General features: G+C 65.9%; 19 protein-coding genes. 7 read left to right on the top strand and 12 right to left on the bottom strand.

Translation table 11 applies throughout. From position 1 onward, the window contains the following. From GST15_RS02725 to purB, 4 genes are all read right to left on the bottom strand, one after another. Complete coding sequence (locus GST15_RS02725) at positions 1–2832, bottom strand: 2-oxoglutarate dehydrogenase E1 component (RefSeq protein WP_159015731.1); 2832 nt, start codon at positions 2830–2832, stop codon at positions 1–3. Between the two features lie 312 nt (positions 2833–3144). Next, a complete protein-coding gene (locus GST15_RS02730) occupies positions 3145–3633 on the bottom strand; it encodes a DUF7931 domain-containing protein (protein ID WP_159015732.1) in 489 nt (162 codons plus the stop codon). Further along, positions 3630–4835, bottom strand: coding sequence for a JmjC domain-containing protein (locus GST15_RS02735; protein ID WP_425482186.1), 1206 nt, complete (start codon positions 4833–4835; stop codon positions 3630–3632). The genes GST15_RS02730 and GST15_RS02735 overlap by 4 nt, the downstream gene beginning before the upstream one ends. Position 4836: 1 nt before the next feature. After that, on the bottom strand, positions 4837–6204 hold the full coding sequence (purB, locus tag GST15_RS02740) for an adenylosuccinate lyase (RefSeq protein ID WP_159015733.1): 1368 nt from the start codon (positions 6202–6204) through the stop codon (positions 4837–4839). Positions 6205–6294: 90 nt separating this feature from the next. On the opposite strand from purB, the gene GST15_RS02745 reads away from it, so the two are divergent. Next, the gene (locus GST15_RS02745) at positions 6295–7704 is read left to right on the top strand and encodes a class II fumarate hydratase (protein ID WP_159015734.1); all 1410 of its coding nucleotides are present in this window, start codon (positions 6295–6297) and stop codon (positions 7702–7704) included. On the opposite strand, the gene GST15_RS02750 is transcribed toward GST15_RS02745, so the two are convergent. The 5 genes from GST15_RS02750 to GST15_RS02770 are packed head-to-tail and all read right to left on the bottom strand — an operon-like array spanning position 7687 to position 11128. Continuing rightward, the gene (locus tag GST15_RS02750; protein WP_233263028.1) at positions 7687–8478 is read right to left on the bottom strand and encodes a YggN family protein; all 792 of its coding nucleotides are present in this window, start codon (positions 8476–8478) and stop codon (positions 7687–7689) included. The genes GST15_RS02745 and GST15_RS02750 overlap by 18 nt on opposite strands. Positions 8479–8526: 48 nt before the next feature. Beyond that, positions 8527–9534 (bottom strand): hypothetical protein, encoded by a 1008-nt coding sequence (locus GST15_RS02755; RefSeq protein WP_159016418.1) that lies wholly within the window; start codon positions 9532–9534, stop codon positions 8527–8529. Between the two features lie 38 nt (positions 9535–9572). Then, the gene (locus GST15_RS02760) at positions 9573–10445 is read right to left on the bottom strand and encodes an ABC transporter ATP-binding protein (RefSeq protein ID WP_159016419.1); all 873 of its coding nucleotides are present in this window, start codon (positions 10443–10445) and stop codon (positions 9573–9575) included. Between the two features lie 35 nt (positions 10446–10480). After that, positions 10481–10846, bottom strand: coding sequence for a GntR family transcriptional regulator (locus GST15_RS02765; protein WP_159015735.1), 366 nt, complete (start codon positions 10844–10846; stop codon positions 10481–10483). Between the two features lie 3 nt (positions 10847–10849). Then, positions 10850–11128, bottom strand: coding sequence for a hypothetical protein (locus tag GST15_RS02770; protein WP_159015736.1), 279 nt, complete (start codon positions 11126–11128; stop codon positions 10850–10852). A gap of 290 nt (positions 11129–11418) precedes the next feature. Between GST15_RS02770 and GST15_RS02775 the strand changes: the two genes are divergently transcribed. The 5 genes from GST15_RS02775 to GST15_RS02795 all read left to right on the top strand — a co-directional run bounded on the left by GST15_RS02775 (position 11419) and on the right by GST15_RS02795 (position 15527). Then, positions 11419–12363 carry an FKBP-type peptidyl-prolyl cis-trans isomerase N-terminal domain-containing protein gene (locus tag GST15_RS02775; RefSeq protein ID WP_159015737.1) on the top strand — a complete coding sequence of 315 codons (945 nt, stop codon included), beginning with the start codon at positions 11419–11421 and terminating at the stop codon, positions 12361–12363. A 62-nt stretch (positions 12364–12425) separates the two neighbouring features. Then, positions 12426–13208, top strand: a complete 783-nt coding sequence (locus GST15_RS02780) for an FKBP-type peptidyl-prolyl cis-trans isomerase (protein ID WP_159015738.1) — start codon at positions 12426–12428, stop codon at positions 13206–13208. Positions 13209–13275: 67 nt separating this feature from the next. After that, complete coding sequence (locus GST15_RS02785; RefSeq protein ID WP_159015739.1) at positions 13276–14628, top strand: UDP-glucose dehydrogenase family protein; 1353 nt, start codon at positions 13276–13278, stop codon at positions 14626–14628. Next, positions 14625–14846, top strand: a complete 222-nt coding sequence (locus tag GST15_RS02790) for a SlyX family protein (RefSeq protein ID WP_159015740.1) — start codon at positions 14625–14627, stop codon at positions 14844–14846. The genes GST15_RS02785 and GST15_RS02790 overlap by 4 nt, the downstream gene beginning before the upstream one ends. A 9-nt stretch (positions 14847–14855) precedes the next feature. Next, on the top strand, positions 14856–15527 hold the full coding sequence (locus tag GST15_RS02795) for a DUF2058 domain-containing protein (protein ID WP_159015741.1): 672 nt from the start codon (positions 14856–14858) through the stop codon (positions 15525–15527). Between the two features lie 79 nt (positions 15528–15606). Here the strand turns inward: GST15_RS02795 and metH are convergent, their stop codons facing one another. From metH to GST15_RS02810, 3 genes are all read right to left on the bottom strand, one after another. Further along, positions 15607–18294 carry a methionine synthase gene (metH, locus tag GST15_RS02800; protein ID WP_159015742.1) on the bottom strand — a complete coding sequence of 896 codons (2688 nt, stop codon included), beginning with the start codon at positions 18292–18294 and terminating at the stop codon, positions 15607–15609. Positions 18295–18367: 73 nt separating this feature from the next. Next, complete coding sequence (locus tag GST15_RS02805) at positions 18368–19468, bottom strand: homocysteine S-methyltransferase family protein (RefSeq protein ID WP_159015743.1); 1101 nt, start codon at positions 19466–19468, stop codon at positions 18368–18370. Further along, on the bottom strand, positions 19465–20394 hold the full coding sequence (locus tag GST15_RS02810) for an ArsR/SmtB family transcription factor (RefSeq protein ID WP_159015744.1): 930 nt from the start codon (positions 20392–20394) through the stop codon (positions 19465–19467). The genes GST15_RS02805 and GST15_RS02810 overlap by 4 nt, the downstream gene beginning before the upstream one ends. A gap of 236 nt (positions 20395–20630) precedes the next feature. Between GST15_RS02810 and GST15_RS02815 the strand changes: the two genes are divergently transcribed. Beyond that, the gene (locus GST15_RS02815) at positions 20631–21779 is read left to right on the top strand and encodes an acyl-CoA dehydrogenase family protein (RefSeq protein WP_159015745.1); all 1149 of its coding nucleotides are present in this window, start codon (positions 20631–20633) and stop codon (positions 21777–21779) included. Positions 21780–21824: the final 45 nt, after the last annotated feature.

Consider the following 21824-nt stretch of genomic DNA (forward strand, 5'->3'; position numbering starts at 1 on the left):
TCATTCGACCGTGGTGTCGCCGGCCAGTGGATTGACCAGCGCATCGGCGACCAGCTGCGCCTGCTCGGCCATGTGCTCGTCCATGTGGCCCGCGGCGGGCGAGGGCGAGCGGGCACGGCCGGCGTAATGCAGCGACTGCTTCGATTGCAGGCAGGCGCGCAGGTGGTGTTGGATCTGGTACCACGCGCCCTGGTTCTGCGGCTCTTCCTGGCACCAGACGACTTCGGCAGCGCTGCCATGTCGCTTGAGTTCGGCGACAAGCTCCGGTCGAGGGAACGGATACAGCTGCTCGACGCGCACCAGGGCGACGTCGGCGATGCCCTGCTTGCGGGCTTCTTCCAGCAGGTCGTAATAGACCTTGCCGGCACACAGCACGACGCGGCGGACCTTCTTCGCAGTCGCCGTCGAGTCCGGGATCAATGTCTGGAACTGCCCGCTGGCGAGTTCATCCAGCGACGAGACGGCCAGCTTGTGGCGCAACAGCGACTTGGGCGTCATCACCACCAGCGGCTTGCGCGTGGCCATCAGCATCTGGCGGCGGATCATGTGGTAATCCTGCGCCGGCGTCGTCGGAGCGCACACGATCATGTTGTCCAGCGCGCACAGTTGCAGGAAGCGTTCCAGGCGCGCGGAACTGTGTTCCGGCCCTTGCCCCTCGTAACCGTGCGGCAGGAACAAGGCCAGTCCGCACAGGCGGTCCCACTTGGCTTCGCCGGACGACAGGAACTGGTCGATGACCACCTGCGCGCCGTTGGCGAAATCGCCGAACTGCGCTTCCCAGATGTCCAGCGTCATCGGGTCGGCGGTGGAATAGCCGTACTCGAATCCCATGACGGCTTCCTCGCTGAGCAGCGAGTCGATGATGGTGACCGATTCCGGGTTGTCCACCAGTTGACGCAATGGCAGGTAGTACGCGTCCGTCTTCTGGTCGTGCAGGATCGCGTGGCGGTGGAAGAAGGTGCCGCGGCCCGAATCCTGGCCCACGAGCCGCAACTTGTAGCCTTCGTCGACAAGCGTGGCGTATGCCAGGTTCTCGGCGAAGCCCCAGTCCGCCGGTACCTCGCCGGCCCCCATTTTCCGGCGGTCCTCGTAGATCTTCGCCACGCGCGGATGCAGGACGATCTCGGCCGGGATGGTGTTGATCGCCGACGCCAAAGCATCGAGCTTCGTGCGGTCCACGCGGGTATCGACCGGATCGGACACCTTGCCGTGCAGGTACTTCGACCAGTCGATGGAAAATTCGTCGGGCTTGACCGTGGCGACCTCGACGGTGACTTCGCCCGCGTCGAGCTTGTCGCGGTACGCGTCCATCATCGACTTGACGCCGTCCGCCGCGAGCACGCCTTCCGCGACGAGCTTGTCGCCATAGAGCTCGCGCGCGGTCTTGTGCGCGCGGATGGTCTGGTACATCAGCGGCTGGGTCGCCGCCGGCTCGTCGGCCTCGTTGTGGCCGTGGCGGCGGTAGCAGACCAGGTCGATGACCACGTCCCTGCCGAAGCGCTGGCGGAAATCGAACGCGAGCTCGGTGCAGAAGGCGACCGCCTCGGGCTCGTCGCCGTTCACATGCAGGACCGGCGCGCCCACCATCTTGGCCACGTCGGTGCAATACAGCGTCGAACGCGCGTCGTCGGCGGCGCTGGTGGTGAATCCGATCTGGTTGTTGATGACGATGTGCACGGTGCCGCCGACGGCGAATCCGCGCGCCTGCGACATCTGCAGCAGTTCCATCACCACTCCCTGGCCGGCGAATGCCGCATCCCCGTGCAGCAGCACCGGAAGCACCTGCGTGCGCTGCTTGTCGCCACGGCGGTTCTGCCGCGAGCGCACGCTGCCGACCACGACCGGATCGACGATCTCCAGGTGCGACGGATTGAAGGCCAGTGCGACGTGGACCGGGCCGGTGGGCGTGGCCAGGTCGGCGCTGAAGCCCATGTGGTACTTCACGTCGCCGGTATGCGCCTGGCTGGCGCTGTTGTGCTCGAACTTGCCCTCGAACTCGTCGAACAGCTTGCGCGGCGGCTTGCCCAGCGTATTGACGAGCACGTTCAGCCGGCCGCGATGAGCCATGCCGAGCACGACATCGCGCACGCCATCGCTGCCCGCGCGGCGGATCATGAGGTCGAGCATCGGGATCAGGGCATCGCCGCCTTCCAGCGAGAAACGCTTCTGGCCGACGTATTTGGTGTGCAGGTAGCGCTCGAGGCCTTCGGCCGCGGTCAGGCGCTCGAGGATGCGCAGTTTCTGCTCGTTCGACTGGCCGTAGTTGCCGGCCGCGGTCTCAAGGCGGTCGTACATCCAGCGACGCTGCTCGGCGTCGGTGATGTGCATGAATTCGGCGCCGATCGGTCCGGTGTAGGTGGCCTTGAGCAGGGCCAGCAGCTTGCGCAGCTGCATGCGTTCCTGGCCGGCCACGACGCCGGTGAAGAACTCGCGATCCAGGTCCGCGTCGGACAGTCGATGGAAGGCCAGGGTCAGGTCTGGCGCATCGGCCTTGGCCGCCATGCCCAGCGGATCCAGATTGGCCGCGAGATGCCCGCGTGAGCGGTAGGCGGTGACCAGCTTGCCGACGGCGCGATCGCGGTCATCTCCCGAAGCGGATCCGCTCGGCACGTTGCCGCGGGCGGCCTGCCGGCCGGCCAATGCGATGGCCTCGATGATCGCCGAGTGCGGGACGTCACCGGCCTGGCGACCCTGGAAGCCATCGAAGTAGGCCTTCCACTGGGGCGACACGCTGTCGGGCGCGGCAAGATATTGCTCGTAAAGACCCTCGATATAGTCGGCGTTCGCACCGAGTTGCGAGGTCTTGGCTAGCTGCTTCAGGAGACTGTCCACTCTGGCGTCGGAAGCTCGAAAGGATGGATGAAGTCGCTTCAAGCGACTGAAAACGCGACGATTCCTGCCATCGGGCTGGAACCGGCGCGAAAGGCCGTGAATTATAGCGGGCAAAGATAGGATCGGGATGGCGACTTCGCCATGCCGCGCCCCCGCGCGCTGAGGATAGGCGTCAACGAGCTGTTCAATTGGGCCGCGCGCCGGGGACATGCGGCGGGCGAGCGGTTCGCGCAGTTCAATGCCGCGCCCCCGCGCGCTGAGGTCAGGCGGTGGCGAGCTCTTCAAACCGCCCGCGCCGCCGCCCGCCCAAACCTAGATCCCCAGGCTCCGGTACTCGGTCACCGGCCGCGACCGCTCCCAGACCCGATCGAAGCCCTCACGCAACTGCCGGGCTCGACCGGATGCCTGGAGGTCGGCTTCGCCGTCGAAACGGTGGCCCAGGCCGCGGAAATAAAACCCGCCCGCGTCATTGCACAGGAACGCCGATGGATAGGCGCGATCGACCGGGTCCAGCACTTCGCGGAAGGAAAAGACGCTCGGCAGGCGTTGCGCGAAGGCGATCAGCGGCGCGTGGCGGCGGTGCGGGGTTTCCGCATCCTGGAGCAGGATCCGCACCGCGTTGTCGCGGCCGGCGGTTGCGAAGCGTCGCAAGGCTTCCAGCACGCCGGGTGCGTCGAGCAGGCCCGGATCGAGTTCGCGGCTGTAGATCCACAATGCACGGCGTGCGGACTGCACGATGGCGGTGGTGACGGCGACGGCGTCGTCGCAGGATTCAATGGCGGTGAACGGCAGCGTTTTCATTCCGCCTCGTCGGACGGCAGCTGGTAGTGGCCCGCGGCCAGCAGTTCGATGACGGCATCGCGGCCAGCCTGCGACAGGCCGGCATACAAGGCATCGCCAACGTTGGTGGCGGCGGCAAGACGGCGCGCATCGCGCACCGGCATCGGCAAGGACAGGCCGCCGGCAAACAGGCGGGCACCCCGGCCGGCCCGGCGCCAGGCCATGCGTGTCCACGGGTGACGCAGAAGCTGCCCACCGTGCGTCAGCGTCCATTCGATCTCGATGCGCGGCGGCAGGTCGGTCGCCGGCATGGCTTCACCGGCACTTCGGTACTGGGTGATGAAGCGGCCGAACCAATCGCCGAGTCGATCGGGGTCGTTCATGCGCAAGGCATTCAGGGCGACAAGGACCCGCTGCATGGCATCGGCATCGATCTCGTTGGGATCGGTTGCGGCAACCAGGTCGGGATCGGCATAGCGCTGGCTCTCATCGGACGCCTCGATCAGTTCGTCGACGAAATCGCCAAGGAGTTCCGAAGCGGCCGGTGCACGCATGCCGATCGAGAACGTCAGGCACGCGTCCTCGGCAATGCCGTGATGCGGGACTCCCGGCGGCAGGTAAAGCATGTCGCCCGGCCCCAGCGTCCACTCGTGCGTGGGATGGAACTGCGTGAGCAGCTTCAGCTCGCTGTCGGTCCGGAATTCCAGCGGCGGCCTGGCCGATGCGTCCACCAGCCAGCGCCGGTGGCCGAGCCCCTGCAGCAGGAACACGTCGTACTGGTCCACGTGCGCGCCCACGGACCCGCCCGGTGCCGCGAAGCTGACCATCACGTCGTCGATGCGCCAGCGCGGCAGGAAGTCGAACGCCGGCAACAACGCAGCAACGTCCGCATCCCATTTGTCGACGTCCTGGACCAGCAGGGTCCAGTCCTGCGTCGGCAGCGTGGGGAACAATTCCTCGGGAAAGGGACCGTGGCGCAGCAACCACTGGTCCAGTTCGCCGGAATATCCGGTCTCGTGCATCACGATCCGCGACAGCGCGGCTTCCTCGCACGCAAGCCCGGCAAGGTCTTCGGGACTGATCGGCGTCTCGAAGCCGGGAAACGCGTTGCGGATGAGCAGTGGGCGCTTCTGCCAGTAGTCGCGCAGGAACACCGCCGGCGCCATGCCCAGCGGCGTGCGCCCTGCGGCATCGACCTCGATGGGCAGCGTCCGTTTCGCCACGTCAGATGCCCCGGGCCAACTGCTCCGCCAGGCCGGTGTAACTGGCGGGCGTCATGTCCAGCAGGCGCTGGCGTTCGTCGTCGGGCAGTGCGAGCGTCGCGATGAACGCCCGCATGGCCGCGGCGTCGATGCCATGCCCGCGGGTCAGGGCCTTGAGTTGCTCGTAGGGGCTGGGCAGGCCATGTCGCCGCATGACGGTCTGTACGGCTTCGGCAAGCACTTCCCAGGACGCGTCGAGGTCGGCGGCAATGCGCTCGGGGTTGGCCGTCAGCTTGCGCAGGCCGCGGAGCAGGGCATCCAGGCCGACCAGCGTGTGGCCGAAGGCGGTGCCCAATGCGCGCAACACGGTGGAGTCGGTCAGGTCGCGCTGCCAGCGGCTGATCGGCAGCTTGGCGGCGAAGTGCTCCAGCAATGCATTGGCGATGCCCAGGTTGCCTTCGGCATTCTCGAAATCGATCGGATTGACCTTGTGCGGCATCGTCGAGCTGCCGACTTCGCCGGCCTTGACCGCCTGCTTGAAGTAGCCGAGCGAGATGTATCCCCAGAGATCGCGGCACAGGTCGATGGCGATCGTGTTGATCCGCTTGTGGGCATCGCACAGCTCGGCGATGCCATCGTGGGGCTCGATCTGGGTGGTGTAGGCCTGCCAGTCCAGTCCCAGCGAGGTCACGAACGCGCGCGACAGCGCCGGCCAATCGACCTCAGGGTACGACGCTACGTGCGCGTTGTAGTTGCCGACGGCGCCGTTGAGCTTGCCCGGCATCGGCAGTGCCGCCAGCACGTCGCGCTGCCGGCGCAGGCGCGCGACCACGTTGGCGATCTCCTTGCCGACGGTGGTCGGCGACGCGGTCTGCCCGTGGGTGCGCGACAGCATCGACAGGCCCGCGTGCGCATGCGCCATGCCCTGCAGGTGCGCGATGAGCGTGTCCAGGGTCGGCAGCAGGACGGTTTGCCGAGCCTCGTTCAACATCAGCGCGTAGCTGAGGTTGTTGATGTCCTCGCTGGTGCAGGCGAAATGCACGAACTCCAGCGCGGGACGCAATTCGACATCCTCGGCGAAGCGCTCCTTGATGAAGTACTCCACGGCCTTGACGTCGTGGTTGGTGGTGCTTTCGATGGCCTTGACGCGGGCGGCGTCGGCAACGGAGAACGTCGACGCAAGATCGCGCAGGCGCGACGTCGCACTGTCGGAAAAGGCGTCCAGTTCGACCACGCCAGGTTCACGGCCAAGCGCCAGCAGCCATTCGACCTCCACCCGGACCCGCGCCTTGATCAGCCCGAACTCGGAAAAGATCGGCCGCAACGCATCGACCTTGCCGGCATAGCGGCCATCGAGCGGGGAGAGGGCAAGCAACTGGGCGTCGGACATGGCTGGCGCTGGATGGGGAATGGCGCAATTCTAAACGGTCGCGGCGGTATGCTCGGCCAGGGTCACGGGCACAGGGCAGGGACGGACGGCATGGCGAAGGCAACAGGCTCGCGCACGGAGCACGACAGCATGGGCGAACTGCAGGTCCCGGCCGACGCCCTGTGGGGCGCACAGACGCAGCGTGCGGTGGAGAACTTCACCATCTCCGGCCGTCCGATGCCGCGCGGCTTCATTCGCGCGCTGGGGCTGGTGAAGGCCGCCGCCGCGGACGTCAATGCTGGATTCGGCCTGATCGCCGCGCCGATGGCGGCGGGCATCCGCGATGCCGCGCTGGCCGTTGCCGCCGGTGGCCATGATCGGGAGTTTCCGATCGATGTCTTCCAGACAGGCTCCGGCACCTCCAGCAACATGAATGCCAACGAGGTCATCGCGACCCTGGCGTCGCGGGCGGGCAGGAGTCCCGTGCATCCCAACGACCACGTCAACCTGGGACAGAGTTCCAACGACGTCATCCCCACCGCGATGCGCGTATCGGCGCAGCTGGCGGTGGTCGAGCAACTGCTGCCGGCGCTGAAGTTGCTGCGCAGGACCATCGAGCGGCGCGGGAAGGCACTGGATCGCGTCACCAAGACCGGGCGGACGCACCTGATGGATGCCATGCCGTTGACGTTCGGCCAGGAGTTCGCGGCGTGGGCCGCGCAGCTCTCGTCGGCGGAGGACCGCATCGTCGATACGTTGAAGCGCGTGCGCCGGCTGCCGATCGGCGGCACCGCGATCGGTACCGGCATCAATGCCGATCGACGATTCGGCAAGGCCATGGCGAAAGCCTTGTCGACATTGTCCGGAGCGAAGTTCGAATCGGCCGACAACAAGTTCGAGGGCCTGGCCGCCCAGGACGATCTCGTCGAATTGTCCGGCCAGCTCAACGTATTGGCCGTCGCGCTGATGAAGATCGGCAACGACCTGCGCTGGATGAATTCCGGCCCGTTGGCCGGTCTTGGCGAGATCGAACTGCCGGCCCTGCAGCCGGGCAGTTCGATCATGCCGGGCAAGGTCAATCCCGTGATTCCCGAAGCGCTGTGCATGGTCTGCGCGCAGGTGATGGGCTACCACACCGCGGTCACCATCGCCGGTGCCAGCGGCAACTTCCAGCTCAACGTGATGCTGCCGCTGATCGCCAGCAACGTCCTGGACGCGGTCGGCCTGCTCTCCAATGCGATGCGCCTGCTGGCGGACAAGGCGATCACCGGATTGAAGGTGCGTCGGGGTCGCGTCGCCGAAGCACTCGACCGCAATCCGATCCTCGTCACCGCGCTCAACCCGATCATCGGCTACGAGAAAGCGGCGGCGATCGCGAAGCGGGCCTACGCGGAGGGCCGTCCGGTGCTGGAGATCGCGATCGAGGACAGCGGCCTGGACGCGGCCCGGCTGAAGCACCTGCTCGATCCCGCCCTGCTCACGCAAGGCGGGATCAACGTGCGGTCAAAGCGGGCTGGGTGACTTCTGCGTCGCGGCCGCGTCGGCGCGGCTTGCTTCGTCGTTCTGCGCGGATTCCGCGGCTCCGCGGACGTTGTCGCGGATTTCATCGCGGATTTCCGAACCGATGTCGGCGTGTGAGAACGCCACGGCGCCAGCGCCTTTGTGATGGTTCTTGCAGTCCGAAATATCAGCATCCGTCATGGTTGCGTAAGGCCTGAACGCCGGGAGGCTGGCCGCAAGTGCCTTCTGTGTCACCAGCATGGGAGGCAGCCGATCGCACAATTGTTCGGCGGCTGCCTCGATCTTCTGGGTTTCCGGCTTGATGCGTTCTTCCACCTTGTCGGCGTTGCCGTTGAAGATCCCACTGATGGCCTCGCTGGCGGCCTTCATGCCAAGGTCCGCACCCTGCACGCCGATGTCCATGCCGGCTTCGGCGATGTGGATGATGTGCTGTCGGTATTGAAGCAACAACTCACGCTGTGCGGGAGTGACCGCCACGGCCGTGCCCTGGAGGAGCAGGTCGCCCTGCGGTGTGATCTCCGCCTTGGTCTTCCCGCTCGGCCGATCGATCGAATGGCCGTTGATCTGGATGTGCATGCCGTCGCTGATGCTGATGTTCTCGGTTTCCAGCTTCTTGCGTGCTTCGTCGGTTGCATTCTTGACAATGTTGCCGAGCATCGAAGTCGGTTCGCCGGCCTTGGGTGGCGCCGTCGACTGCTGTTGACGGTCGCACGCCGCAAGCAGCGGAATGCAGGCAAGCAGGCCGATGGCGATGTTGTTACGCAATGCGTTCATGGTTTTGTCCGTTTACGTCAAGTAAGCCATCAGGAGTGCGACCTTCCATCAGCCTTCGTCGCGCCAGCGCCGCAGGCGGATGGCGACGAGGATCATCAACACGCCGGCCACCACGCCAATCCACAACTGCGGGGTCTGCAGCACCGAATACATCGATTGCAGGTTCATCGCCTGGCTGATCGCCTCCGGACCCTGCATGGAACCGGACGTGTGCTGTGCGACGGGAATCCAGCTGCCAGGCACCGTGCCGAGCAACATGCGGGCCACGATGTTTTCCCAGAACCAGCCAGCCTGCAGGTCGAACACTTTCATCAGGTCGAACCAGCTGACGAAGATGCCGGCGAATGCAGGAATCATCAGCGCCCACAGGAAGGGCTTGCTGCGCGCCCAGGCCGAGCACAGCAGCAACCAGCCGACGGTTGGCAGCGACCACAGTGCATACACGGGCACCGCCGCAACCAGGTGTCCGATGATCGTGAGCGGGTGACCCGGACCCCAGAGCAGTTGCATCGGGCTTCCGCCGTGCATCGCGACAAGGCCGCTGGCGATCACCAGGAAACCGAACATGGTCACCAGTGCGACGGCTGTCGCGATCAGCGGGGCGACGACGGTCGCGCTGGCGACCTTCGACCAGACGGTGGCGCTGTCGGACACGGGCAGGGACTTCCAGAACAGCACGCTGCGGTCCCTGCGCTCGTCATACAGAGAGCCGAGGCAGTAGAAGAACACCACGAAGGCGAGGGCGATGAACGGCCACGCCGAGCTCAGCAGCAGGCTGACGTCGACCGCGCCGCCGAGCTGGCGCAGGTCGTCCGCGCTCATCTTGCTGGTGAGCTGGTTCAGGTCGAGCCCGTTGATCTGCACGTGCGCGCCATTGACCTGCACGGTTCCGGGAGTCGCACGCCGGCCGAGGACCTCGGCGGTGATGCCGGCCATGGCGGTCAGCAGCAGCGAGATTCCGCCGGCCACCAGCGGCGCACGCAGGAAGCCGCCCTTGTGTTCCCAGTATTCGCGCCGCAACAGCAGGGCGAACTTGTGCGTCGGATGCGGGAGCATTGCCGCGGTGCGTTCGACGGTCATCGAGGGGTTGGCGTTCATGCGTAGGTTCCTTTCATCGTGGCGACGAACAGGTCGGCCAGGCCGGGGGTTCTCGTTTCACCAAGGTCCTGCAACTGCGACACCGGCACGCCATCGAACAGCATGATGGTCTTGCCGAACGGCAGCGCGCGCTCATCGATCGGCTGGAGCGCCTTCGCCCGGCCGAGGCTGTCGGCGTTGACCAGGACCTCGACGTAGCGCTGCCCGACGTCTTCCATCGGCGCATCGAGCACGATCCTGCCGTCGCGGATGAACATCACGTCGGTGAGGATGTGTTCGACCTCCTCGACCTGGTGGGTGGTGATGACGATGGTCTTCTGCTCGTCGAAGTAGTCCTCCAGCAGGCGCTGGTAGAACTGCTTGCGATACAGGATGTCCAGCCCGAGCGTCGGCTCGTCCAGCACCAGCAACTTCGCATCGATGGCCATGACCAGCGCCAGGTGCAACTGCACGATCATGCCCTTGGACAATTCGCGCACGCGCATCTGCGGCTTGAGCTGGGTGCCGGCCAGGAAACGCTCGCAGCGGGCGCGGTCGAAGCGCGGATGCACGCCGGCAACGAACTCGATGGCCTCGGACACGCGCATCCATCGCGGAAGGACGGCGACGTCGGCAATGAAGCAGACATCGTTCATCAGTTCGTCGCGCTCGGTGCGCGGGTCGCGCCCAAGCACGCTGAGCTCGCCCTCGAACGGGATCAGGCCCAGGACCGCCTTGAGCGCGGTGGTCTTGCCGGCGCCGTTGGGGCCGATGAGTCCGACGATGCGGCCCGAATGGATCCGGAAGCTGGTGTCGTCCAGCGCCAGTTTGTTCTTGTAGGCCTTGCGCAGTCCGCGGGCGTCGATGACGGCCGCGCTGCCTTCCTGCACGGCCGCGCCGTTGTGCCTGGTTTCGGTGAAGGTATTCACTTGGCGCCTCCGCGGGACGTGATCAGGTCTTCAGTCGACAGGCCCAGGCGCTGGATGCGCTCGAGTACCAGCGGCCATTCTTCGCGCAGGAAACGCTCGCGCTCGCTGGCCAGGAGTTTCTTCGATGCTTCTTCGGTGACGTACATCCCCAGCCCTCTGCGTTTTTCGACAAGTGCTTCGTCCGCGAGCTCCTGGTAGGCCCGGGACACGGTGATCGGATTGAGCTGGTATTCGGCCGCGACCTGCCGTACGGAGGGCAGGGCGTCGCCGGGCTTCAGGATGCCGTCGAGCATCATCGCGACGACGCGCTCCTTCAGCTGGCGGTAGATGGGAGCGCCGTCGCTCCAAGTGATCGAGGTCATGGATCAGCTCCGGTTGCGGCGCAGGCCCTGCGCGAACGAGAAGTAAGGCAGCGCCAGCAGGGCGCGGGAGTGGCGAAGGTGGCGGCGCTGGTTCGCGCTGTCCTGGATGGCGTCGGCGGCCCCGACGGCGACCGCCGAAGCGTCGGTGACCAGGGAGGGGGTCGACCCAGTGTCGATCGTCTGGCTCGCCGGACCGACCGGGGAAGCGGCCAGCAGCAGCACGGTAAAGACCGTTGCGGTTGCCGACAGGGCCATCACGGTGTGGTGGAGCTTGCGGTTCATGGCGGACGTCCTGCGCTGGGTAACTGGTGTTGTATGCAACTATAACACCTAATTCCGCCCAGTCAAGCGCTCCCATACCCAACTGATGGCACGGTGACCGACCGCCGCAGGCGCCGAGCCGCTGGGACGGCTTTCCCTCTAAAATCAGCGGTCCGACGCAATCGACTGCGATCGAGGGCAGGCCAAAGGCCGCAGTCATGTCGCCGATCCCGGCGTCATTGCCGCGCAGCTTGGCGGTCCGGACAATGTTGGTCATTCCGCCGCGAGCGTGGCGTTCCAGGAGTTCCAGGATGATGAAGTTCACCCGCGTCGCCGCGGCGGCGGTCATGGCCGCGTCCCTGTGGGCCGGCTCTGCCGCCTGCCAGGACAAGACAAGTCTCGCCGGTGACCGCGACAAGGTCAGCTATGCCATCGGCATGGACGTTGCCCGTGCCATCGCACCCGTTGCGCCCGACATGGACACGCCTGCGTTCGAACAGGCAATCAACGACGCCATGGCCGGCGGGAAGCCGGTGATGACGAAGGAAGAGGCGATGGCCACCGATGCGGCGTTGCGCGCGCGCGCTGCCGCACGGACCGGCAAGACGGTTCCCGGCTCCGCGCCCGGCGCGCTGCCGCCGATCGACCGGAAAAAGGTCGGCCAACTGGTCGGCGGCATGATGATCGGGCCCTCGCTGGCGCCGATCAAGGACGAGCTCGAGATGCCGACGCTCCTGCAGGCGATCCGTACGTCGCTGTCTGGTGGAACCGAGTTGCTGTCCGATGTCGACGCGAAGGCAACGCTCGCCGATTTCACCCGGCGCATGCAGGCGAAGATGCAGGCCAAGGCCATGGTCGCCGGGGAAAAGAACAAGTCCGAAGGCGACGCATTCCTCGCCCGCAACAAGGCGGTGAAGGGCGTTTACACGACACCTTCGGGCCTGCAATACATGGTGCTGCGGCAAGGCGCCGGCCCGCGGCCGAAGCCGGGTGACCACGTCCGCGTCAATTACCGCGGCACGCTGCTCGATGGCACCGTGTTCGACAGTTCATACGATCGCGGGGAGGCCGCCGAATTCGGCCTGGACCAGGTGATTCCCGGCTGGAGCGAGGGCGTCACGATGATGCCGGTGGGCGCCAAGTACCGTTTCTGGATCCCGTCGGCGCTGGCATACGGCGCCAAGGGAACCCCCGGCGGCCCGGTCGGTCCCAATGCAACACTCGTTTTTGACGTCGAGTTGATGTCCATCCTGTAAACACGGTCCGCAGCCCGCGGATCCGCGTCCCAGCCTTTTCCAATACCGGAGTGTCCCGTTCAATGAAGCCTTCCCTGCGTTCCCCCCTGATCCTGCTTGCCGCGCTGTCGCTCAGCGTGGTGGCGGCTGGTTGCAAGCCCGGCGACAAGGCCGCGACCACTCCCGCGGCGAACGCTGACAAGACCGCTGCCGGTGCCAAGGCGATCCCCGGCCTCCCGACCGACAAGGACCAGGCGAGCTACATGATCGGCATGGCGATGGCCAAGCAGCTGGAGCCTGCCAAGGACGACATCGACGTGGACGTGATCGCCAAGGCGATCAAGGCATCGCTCGCCGGGCAGAAGCTGTTGCTGACCGACCAGCAGGCTGCCGAGATCGCGCAGAGCTTTGGCCAGAAGATGCAGGCCAAGCAGTTGGCCAAGATGATGGAGGACTCCAAGAAGAACCTCGCCGCCGGCGACACCTTCCTGGCCCAGAACGGCAAGCGGCCTGGCGTGCAGACCACCGCGTCGGGCCTGCAGTACCAGGTGCTGACCGAAGGCAAGGGCGCCAAGCCGCAGTCGACCGACACCGTGCGCGTCAACTACAAGGGCATGCTGCTCGATGGCAAGACCTTCGACAGTTCCTACGATCGCGGCGAGCCGGCGACATTCCCGCTCGACCAGGTGGTTCCGGGCTGGCAGGAAGGCATTGCACTGATGCCCGTCGGCAGCAAGTACAAGTTCTGGATCCCCAGCAAGCTGGGTTATGGCGACAAGGGCACGCCAGGCGGCCCGATCCCGCCCAATGCGACCCTGGTCTTCGAAGTGGAGCTTCTTGACATCGCCAAACAGCCCGCCAAATAAACTCTGCGGGCCCTGACGCCGGTGGCGGTCGCCACCGGCGTCGTTGTATCAACGACACGGAGAGTTCATGCACGTCACCATCTTTGGCACCGGCTACGTCGGCCTGGTCACCGGCACCTGCCTTGCGGAGGTCGGACACGATGTCATCTGCGTCGATGTCGACGCCGCCAAGATCGAAGGCTTGAATCGCGGCGTGGTGCCGATCTACGAGCCTGGCCTGGAGCCGATGGTCAAGGCGAACCACGCCGCCGGCCGGCTGAAGTTCACCACCGACGCGGCGAGTGCGGTCGTGCAGGGAGGCATCATCTTCATCGCGGTCGGCACGCCTCCGGACGAGGACGGCAGCGCCGACCTCAAGTACGTGCTCCAGGTTGCGACGACCATCGGCAGGCACCTGGCGCAGCCGGCGATCGTCGTCGACAAATCCACGGTTCCGGTCGGCACGGCCGACAAGGTCCGGGCCACGGTTGCGGCGGCATTGGCCGAGCGCAATGCCGATGTCCATTTCGACGTGGTTTCCAATCCCGAATTCCTCAAGGAGGGTGCGGCGGTCGAGGACTGCATGCGGCCGGACCGCATCATCATCGGCGCCGACAGCGCCGAGGCGATCGAAAAGCTCAAGCGCCTGTACGCGCCTTTCAACCGCAACCACGACCGCATCGTGGCGATGGACGTGCGCGCCGCGGAGCTGACCAAGTACGCCGCAAACGCCATGCTGGCGACCAAGATCAGTTTCATGAACGAGATCGCCAACATCGCCGAGCGTGTTGGCGCCGACATCGAGATGGTCCGCCATGGCATCGGGTCGGACCCGCGCATCGGCTGGCACTTCATCTATCCGGGCGCTGGATACGGCGGTTCGTGCTTTCCCAAGGACGTCCAGGCCCTCGCACGCACCGCGCAGCAGATGGGCTACGAAGCGAAGCTGCTCAATGCCGTCGAGGCCGTGAACGACGCGCAGAAGGGCCACCTGTTCGAATTGATCCAGCGCTACTACGACAAGGGCGAGGACGAAGGCATCCGCGGCAAGACGTTCGCGATCTGGGGGCTGGCGTTCAAACCGAACACCGACGACATGCGCGCAGCCTCCAGTCGACGCCTGCTGCCGCAGCTGTGGGAGGCTGGCGCCACGGTCCGCGCGTTCGATCCGGAGGCAGGCGAGGAGGCGCGACGCGTTTTCGGCGACCGCCCCGACCTGTCGCTCTGCGACTCGGCCGCTGAAGCGCTGGAAGGCGCCGATGCGCTCGTGATCGTCACCGAGTGGAAACAGTTCCGCAGCCCGGATTTCGCGATGCTGAAGACGACACTGCGCGACCGCGTGATCTTCGACGGACGCAATGTCTATGAGCCGTCCGAAGTCGAGTCGGCCGGGCTGGCCTATTACGGCATCGGTCGCGGCCGGTCGATCGCGACTGCATGATGGAGATGTCCGCGCTCGAGCAACGGCTCACGGAACTGGAAATGCGCATGGCATTCCAGGAGCAGGCCCTCATGGAAATGAGCGACGCGCTGGCCGCGTCGCGCATGGAGGCGACCCGCAATGCCGAGCTGCTGCGTCGCGCGCTGGACGACATGAAGCAATCGCGCGGAGAATTCTTCGCCGACCCGGACAATGAACCGCCACCGCCGCATTACTGAACCGAGCAGATGACCGATTCCCTACGCGACCAACTGCTCGGACTGGGCTTCAAGGCAACGCCCGTCGCCGAGCGCAAGCCTGCCCAGGCCAAGCCCGGCAACGACCGGCATGCGCCAGCCAGGGGGCCGCAGGGTCGACCGGGCAACAACAAGCCTGCGGCTGGGCAGCCCGGCCGACCCATGGCGCGCCCGGTTCGGGGTCGGCCCGCCGATGCAGCGGGCAGGTCGCGGCCTCCGTCGCCACCACGTTCGCGCGAGGACATCGATCTCGCCAAGGCCTATGCCATCCGTGCGCAGCGCGAGAAGGACGAGCGGATCGAAGCCGAACGCCTGAAGCAGGAGCAGGCACGCCAGCGTCGCGAAGCCAAGGCGCGCGCAGCCGAGCTGTTGAAGGACAAGGCGCTGAACGATCCCGCGGCCGACATCGCGCGGCACTTCGACTACGGCGGCAAGATCAAGCGCATCCACGTCAACGCCGATCAACTGAAGGCGCTGAATGCCGGAGAGCTCGGCGTGGTGCAGATGGACGGTCGCTACCTGCTGGTCGACGCCGCGCTGCTGCAGCAGGTCGAGGCGATCTTTCCGCCCTGTGTCGCGCTGAAGGTCGATCCATCGGCATCCGCGGCCGACGATCCCTATGCCGATCCGCTTTATCAGGTGCCTGACGACCTGGTGTGGTAACCGCGGCTCCACCTTCCAAAGGCTGATTGTTCGCGCGGGATCAGCGCGGGCCGCGCGTTCCCATGGGTCCGATCGACCGTCATTCCGGGTCGTAGTCCAGGTTCGACGCCAGCAGGCGTTCGGCCTGCGCAAGGCTGATTCCCTTGCGCTGGGCGTAGTCGGTCGCCTGTTCGCGCGAGACGCGGCCGACCACGAAATACTGGCTTTTCGGATGGCTGAAGTAATAACCGGACACGGCTGCCGCAGGCAGCATCGCGAAATTCTCGGTCAACTCCATGCCGGCATTGCGCCCTGCGTCGAGCAACCGGAACAGCGTCGCCTTTTCGCTGTGTTCCGGGCAGGCCGGGTAACCGGGAGCGGGGCGGATGCCACGGTAGGCTTCCGCGATGACGGCGTCCGCATCAAGCGATTCGTCCGGCGCATAGCCCCAGATGTCCTTGCGCACGCGCTGGTGGATGCGCTCGGCGAGAGTCTCCGCAAGGCGATCGGCAAGTGCCTTGAGCAGGATCGCGTTGTAGTCGTCATGGTCGGCCATGAAACGCGCGATATGCGGCTCGATCCCGAGTCCCGCGGTGACGGCGAACGCACCGATCCAGTCCTGCTTGCCTGTCGACCTGGGCGCGATGAAATCCGCCAGGCAGAAGTCCGGCCGCTCGACCGGCTTGTCGACCTGCTGCCGCAGGAAATGCAGGGTGACATCCTCGTCATCGGCCTGGAGCACGACGTCGTCGCCGATGCTGTTCGCCGGCCAGATGCCGATCACGGCCCGCGCGGTCAACCATTGCCCGGCGATGACCTGGTCCAGCATGGCGCGGGCATCGGCGAACAATTCACGCGCCTGTTTGCCGACCACGGCGTCGTCGAGGATGGCCGGGTAGCGACCCGCCAGTTCCCAGGCGTTGAAGAACGGTGTCCAGTCGATGAGTTCGACCAGGTCGGCGAGGGGATAGTCGTCGAACACCGTGATGCCGGGCGTGGCTGGTGCTGGCGGCGTGTAGTTGTCCCAGTCGCCACGGAATCGCTGCGCGCGCGCCTTGTCCAGCGAGACCAGGCGCTTGGCGTCGCCACGATTGCGATGACGGGTGCGGATGTCGGCAAAGTCGGCCTCGTTGGCGGCGACGAATGCATCGCGCAACTCCGGGCTGATCAGCGATTGCGCCACGCCGACCGCACGCGAGGCGTCCTTCACCCAGACCGTGGCGGATTTGTAATGCGGGTGGATCTTGATGGCCGTATGCGCACGCGACGTGGTCGCGCCACCGATCAGCAGTGGCAACTGGAACCCCTGGCGCTGCATCTCGCGCGCGACATGGCTCATCTCCTCCAGTGATGGCGTGATGAGGCCGGACAGCCCGATCAGGTCGGCACCTTCGGCAATCGCGCGATCCAGGATCGTCTGCGCCGGCACCATCACGCCCAGGTCGACCACCTCGAAGTTGTTGCACGCGAGCACCACGCCGACGATGTTCTTGCCGATATCGTGCACGTCGCCCTTGACCGTCGCCATCACGATCTTGCCGGCGGATTTGCCGGTGTCGCCGGTCCGCAGTTTCTCGGCCTCGATATAGGGCAGCAGGTGCGCGACCGCCTTCTTCATCACCCGCGCGGACTTCACGACCTGTGGCAGGAACATCTTGCCCGCGCCGAACAGGTCGCCAACGACGTTCATGCCATCCATCAACGGACCTTCGATGACATCGAGCGGGCGGCTTGACAGCGCGCGCGCTTCCTCGGTGTCCTCGACGATCCACTGGTCAATGCCGTGGACAAGGGCATGGCTGAGGCGCGCCTGCACCGGCTGTTCGCGCCAGGCGAGGTCTTCCGTCCGTGTCTCGCCCTTCCTGCCCTTGTAGCGATCGGCGATCTCCAGCAGCCGTTCGGTACCGTCGCCGCGTCGATTCAGCACGACGTCCTCGACGCGCTCGCGCAGGTCGTCGTCCAGGTCATCGTAAAGCGGCATCGCGCCGGCGTTGACGATGCCCATGTCCATGCCGGCCTTGATCGCGTGGTAGAGGAAGACCACGTGGATGGCCTGGCGCACTGGTTCGTTGCCGCGGAACGAGAACGAGACGTTCGACACGCCACCCGACACGTGGCTGAAGGGGAAGCGCTTGCGCAGTTCGCGCGTCGCCTCGATGAAGTCGACCGCGTAGTTGTCGTGCTCCTCGATGCCGGTTGCAATCGCGAAGATGTTGGGGTCGAAGATGATGTCTTCGGGCGGGAAGCCGATCTCGCCGGTGAGCAGCGCGTACGCGCGCGAACAGATCTCCACCTTGCGCGCCGCGGTGTCGGCCTGGCCTTCCTCGTCGAAGGCCATCACGACGACGGCTGCGCCATATCGCCGGACAAGCCGTGCCTGCCGGAGGAATTCGGCCTCGCCTTCCTTCATCGAGATGGAATTGACGATGCCCTTGCCCTGCAGGCATTTGAGGCCGGCCTCGATCACGCTCCACTTGGAGCTGTCGACCATCACCGGAACGCGGGCGATGTCCGGCTCGGCGGCGATCAGGTGCAGGAAATCCACCATCGCCTTTTCCGAGTCGAGCATGCCCTCGTCCATGTTGACGTCGATGACCTGCGCGCCGTTCTCGACCTGCTGGCGCGCCACCACGACCGCTTCGTCCATGCGGTTGTCGAGGATCAGCTTCTTGAACTGCTTCGAGCCGGTGACGTTGGTGCGTTCGCCGACGTTGATGAAGTTGCTTTGCGGCGTGATCACGAGTGGCTCGAGGCCACTCAGGCGCGTCTGGCGTGGCAATGCGTTCAACGGCAGGTCCTGTTTGCGGCTGGCGCGACGGTTGGGGACAAACCGGCGACACGGGGGTGGCGCGGCGCGGCGGTCATGCGACTGATTCCAGCCGCGGCAGCTGCCGGGGAGGGAGGCCGTGCACCGCCTGCGCGATCGCGGCAATGTGCTCTGGCGTGGTGCCACAACAGCCGCCAACCAGGTTCAGCAGGCCTGCCTGCGCGAAGTCGCGCAACACCATGGCCATGTCCTCGGGCGACTCGTCGTAGTCGCCGAATGCATTGGGCAGCCCGGCATTGGGGTGGGTGCTGACATGCACGTCGGCGACCTGCGCGAGGATGTCGATATGCGGTCGCAGGTCCTTGGCACCCAGTGCGCAGTTCAGCCCGATCGACAGGGGCTGCGTGTGTCGCAGCGAATACCAGAAGGCCTCGGCGGTCTGTCCCGACAGCGTGCGGCCGGAGGCGTCGGTGATCGTGCCGGAAATCATCACCGGCAGGCGGCCGCCGCGGGCCTCGAACGCGTCGTCGATGGCGAACAGCGCGGCCTTGGCGTTGAGCGTGTCGAAGATCGTCTCGACCATCAGCACGTCGCTGCCGCCGTCGATGAGCCCGGACACGGCGTCGCGATACGTCTCCGCCAGCGCATCGAAACTGGTCGCGCGGAAGCCCGGGCGGTTGACGTCGGGGCTGAGCGACGCCGTGCGGCTGGTCGGCCCAAGGACACCGATGACGAAGCGCGGTCGTTCGGGATCCTGCGCTTCGGCGGCATCGCAGGCCGCGCGGGCGAGTGCGGCGCCCTTCATGTTCAATTCGTACACCAGGTGTTGCAGGTGGTAGTCGGCCAATGAGATCGATGTCGAATTGAAGGTGTTGGTCTCGACCAGGTCGGCGCCTGCCGCCAGGTAGGCGGCGTGGATGTCCTGGATGAGTTGTGGGCGGCTGAGCGTCAGCAGGTCGTTGTTTCCGCGCTGGTCGTGGCCGGCGCAACCGCAACCTGGGCCGTGCACGTGTCCCTCGGGTGCGAACAGCGCGTCGAAGCCCTGTGCGAAGCGCTCGCCGCGATAGTCGGCTTCCTGCAACTCGTGACGCTGGATCATGGTGCCCATGGCGCCGTCGATCACCAGGATGCGTTGGTCCAGTGCGCGATGCAGGGCGTCAACGCGGGCAGGGTGCAGCCACGGGAGCGCCGTCATGGCTTGAGTCCGATCAGGGAGATCACCTCGAAGTGCGGCGGCCGGCGCTCGCGGGTCACCGGCTCGCAGCGTCCGATCTTCAGGCCGGCCTTTTCGACGAAGCGGCGCAGGTCCTTTTCGCTGAATCCCAGGTTGACGTGCCCGTAGGCCTCGACCGCCGCTCGATGTTCGTGTTTCGCCAGGCTGCTCAGCAGCAGGCGTCCCCCGCGCCGCAACACGCGCGCGGCCTCGGCCACGGCCACCGCCGGCTTGGCGGCATAGGTCAGCGCATGCATCAGCACGACCAGGTCGAAACTGTCGTCCGCGAACGGCAGGCTGTGCATGTCGCCCTCGCGCACCTGCACGTTCCTGTATCGGCTCAGGCGTTCGGAGGCGGCAGCGACGACGCGTGCGCTGGTGTCGATACAGACGTAGCGCTTGGAATGCGGTGCGAGCAATTCGGCCAGGACGCCATCCCCGGAGGCGATATCCAGCACGTCGCCGGGTTCCAGCAAGGGCAGCGCGGTGCGCGCCAGCGCTTCCCAGGTACGGCCGGGCGAGTAATGCCGCTCCATGTCGCCGGCGACGGAATCGGCCCAGTTCTGGTCGGCGGCCCGCATGGCCAGCACTGCCGGCACGCGTTCGGCATCCTGGCGCAGCAGCGGGTCGTCGCTGCCATTGCTGATCGACATCCATAGCGCGCGCTGCGTCGGGTCGAGCGTGGCATCGTCGAACCGGTAGTAGGCCGACACGCCGGCGCGGCGGTCGCGCACGAGGCCTGCGTCCTTGAGCTTGGCCAGGTGCGTCGACACGCGCGGCTGCGCCAGCTGCGTGATCGCCGACAGTTCGGCGACGGTCAGTTCCTCGCCTTCCAGCAGGCTCAGGAGGCGGACGCGGGTTGCGTCGGCAAAGACCCTGAGGCGATTGGACCAGCCTTCGAGATCCATGAATATCTTTCCATCGCGATTCAGCGATAAGTGTCGGACGCATGGCCGATCGGGTCAAGCGACGGTCTGGATACAGCCGCTGGTGGGGCCTTTCGCGACATGCGGCAGCCGGGGAAAAGCCTGCAAGACGAGTCCTGCGGAGCGTGGTCACGCGGCGGAGTTCGAGGATCAGTGCGTGGAGTCGCAGCGCGGCCCGTTACAATTGCCGTCCTGCCTGGACAGCCCGAGGTGATTGCGTGGATTTCAGTTTCACCGATGAGCAGTTGATGCTCCAGGACGTCGCGCGCCGGATCGCGCAGGAAAAAATCGCGCCCAGCGCCGAGCATTTCGACAGGACCGGCGAGTTTCCGCTGGACAACATCCGCCTGCTCGGCGAGAACGGGCTCATGGGCATCGAAGTCCCCGCCGAATACGGCGGCGCCGGGATGGACTCGATCGCCTACGTGCTGGCGATGATCGAGATCGCTGCCGCCGATGCGGCGCACTCGACGATCATGTCGGTCAACAACTCCCTGTTCTGCAACGGCATCCTGACCCACGGCACCGAAGAACAGAAGCAGCGTTACGTGCGCGAGATCGCCGAAGGCACGGAGATCGGCGCCTTTGCCCTTACCGAGCCGCAGTCGGGTTCCGACGCCACCGCGATGCGCTGCCGGGCCGTCAGGCAGGCCGACGGCAGCTTCGTCATCAATGGCAAGAAAAGCTGGATCACCTCGGGGCCCGTCGCCCGCTATCTCGTCCTGTTCGCGATGACCGAGCCGGAGAAGGGAGCCCGCGGCATCACGGCGTTCATGATCGATGCGCAGCGCGAAGGCTTCCATCGCGGCAAGACCGAGCCCAAGCTCGGGATCCGTGCGTCAGCCACCTGCGAGATCGAATTCAGCGGGTATGTCGCCCGTGCCGAGGACGTCCTGGGCGAGGAAGGCCACGGTTTCAAGATCGCCATGAGCGTGCTCGACGCCGGACGCATCGGCATCGCGTCGCAGGCCATCGGCATCGGACGCGCCGCCTATGAGGCAACGCTGGAATACGTGCGCGAGCGCAAGGCATTCGGCCAGCCGATCGGTTCCTTCCAGATGACGCAGGCCAAGATCGCCGACATGAAGTGCAAGCTCGATGCCTCGCTCCTGCTGACCCTGCGTGCCGCATGGCTGAAGGGGCAGGGGCGTCGCTTCACCACGGAAGCCGCGGTCGCCAAGTTGACTGCCTCGGAAGCGGCCATGTGGATCGCGCACCAGGCCGTGCAGATCCATGGCGGCATGGGCTACTCGAAGGAGATGCCGCTGGAGCGTTACTTCCGCGATGCGAAGATCACCGAAATCTACGAGGGCACCAGTGAGATCCAGCGACTGGTGATCGCCCGCCAGGAAACCGGGCTGCGCTGACCCCGACGGCCGCGCCGTGCGCGGCTCCCACATCCGCAATCGACC

The sequence above is a fragment of the Cognatiluteimonas profundi genome (assembly GCF_009792795.1).
GTDB classification, from domain to species: domain Bacteria; phylum Pseudomonadota; class Gammaproteobacteria; order Xanthomonadales; family Xanthomonadaceae; genus Cognatiluteimonas; species Cognatiluteimonas profundi.

Excerpts from the sequence above, each read along its gene's own strand:
- GST15_RS02730 (WP_159015732.1), bottom strand. The coding sequence starts at position 3,633 with ATGAAAACGCTGCCGTTCACCGCCATTGAATCCTGCGACGACGCCGTC.
- purB (WP_159015733.1), bottom strand. The coding sequence starts at position 6,204 with ATGTCCGACGCCCAGTTGCTTGCCCTCTCCCCGCTCGATGGCCGCTAT.
- GST15_RS02745 (WP_159015734.1), top strand. The coding sequence starts at position 6,295 with ATGGCGAAGGCAACAGGCTCGCGCACGGAGCACGACAGCATGGGCGAA.
- GST15_RS02750 (WP_233263028.1), bottom strand. The coding sequence starts at position 8,478 with ATGAACGCATTGCGTAACAACATCGCCATCGGCCTGCTTGCCTGCATT.
- GST15_RS02755 (WP_159016418.1), bottom strand. The coding sequence starts at position 9,534 with ATGCTCCCGCATCCGACGCACAAGTTCGCCCTGCTGTTGCGGCGCGAA.
- GST15_RS02765 (WP_159015735.1), bottom strand. The coding sequence starts at position 10,846 with ATGACCTCGATCACTTGGAGCGACGGCGCTCCCATCTACCGCCAGCTG.
- GST15_RS02770 (WP_159015736.1), bottom strand. The coding sequence starts at position 11,128 with ATGAACCGCAAGCTCCACCACACCGTGATGGCCCTGTCGGCAACCGCA.
- GST15_RS02775 (WP_159015737.1), top strand. The coding sequence starts at position 11,419 with ATGATGAAGTTCACCCGCGTCGCCGCGGCGGCGGTCATGGCCGCGTCC.
- GST15_RS02780 (WP_159015738.1), top strand. The coding sequence starts at position 12,426 with ATGAAGCCTTCCCTGCGTTCCCCCCTGATCCTGCTTGCCGCGCTGTCG.
- GST15_RS02785 (WP_159015739.1), top strand. The coding sequence starts at position 13,276 with ATGCACGTCACCATCTTTGGCACCGGCTACGTCGGCCTGGTCACCGGC.
- GST15_RS02790 (WP_159015740.1), top strand. The coding sequence starts at position 14,625 with ATGATGGAGATGTCCGCGCTCGAGCAACGGCTCACGGAACTGGAAATG.
- GST15_RS02795 (WP_159015741.1), top strand. The coding sequence starts at position 14,856 with ATGACCGATTCCCTACGCGACCAACTGCTCGGACTGGGCTTCAAGGCA.
- GST15_RS02805 (WP_159015743.1), bottom strand. The coding sequence starts at position 19,468 with ATGACGGCGCTCCCGTGGCTGCACCCTGCCCGCGTTGACGCCCTGCAT.
- GST15_RS02810 (WP_159015744.1), bottom strand. The coding sequence starts at position 20,394 with ATGGATCTCGAAGGCTGGTCCAATCGCCTCAGGGTCTTTGCCGACGCA.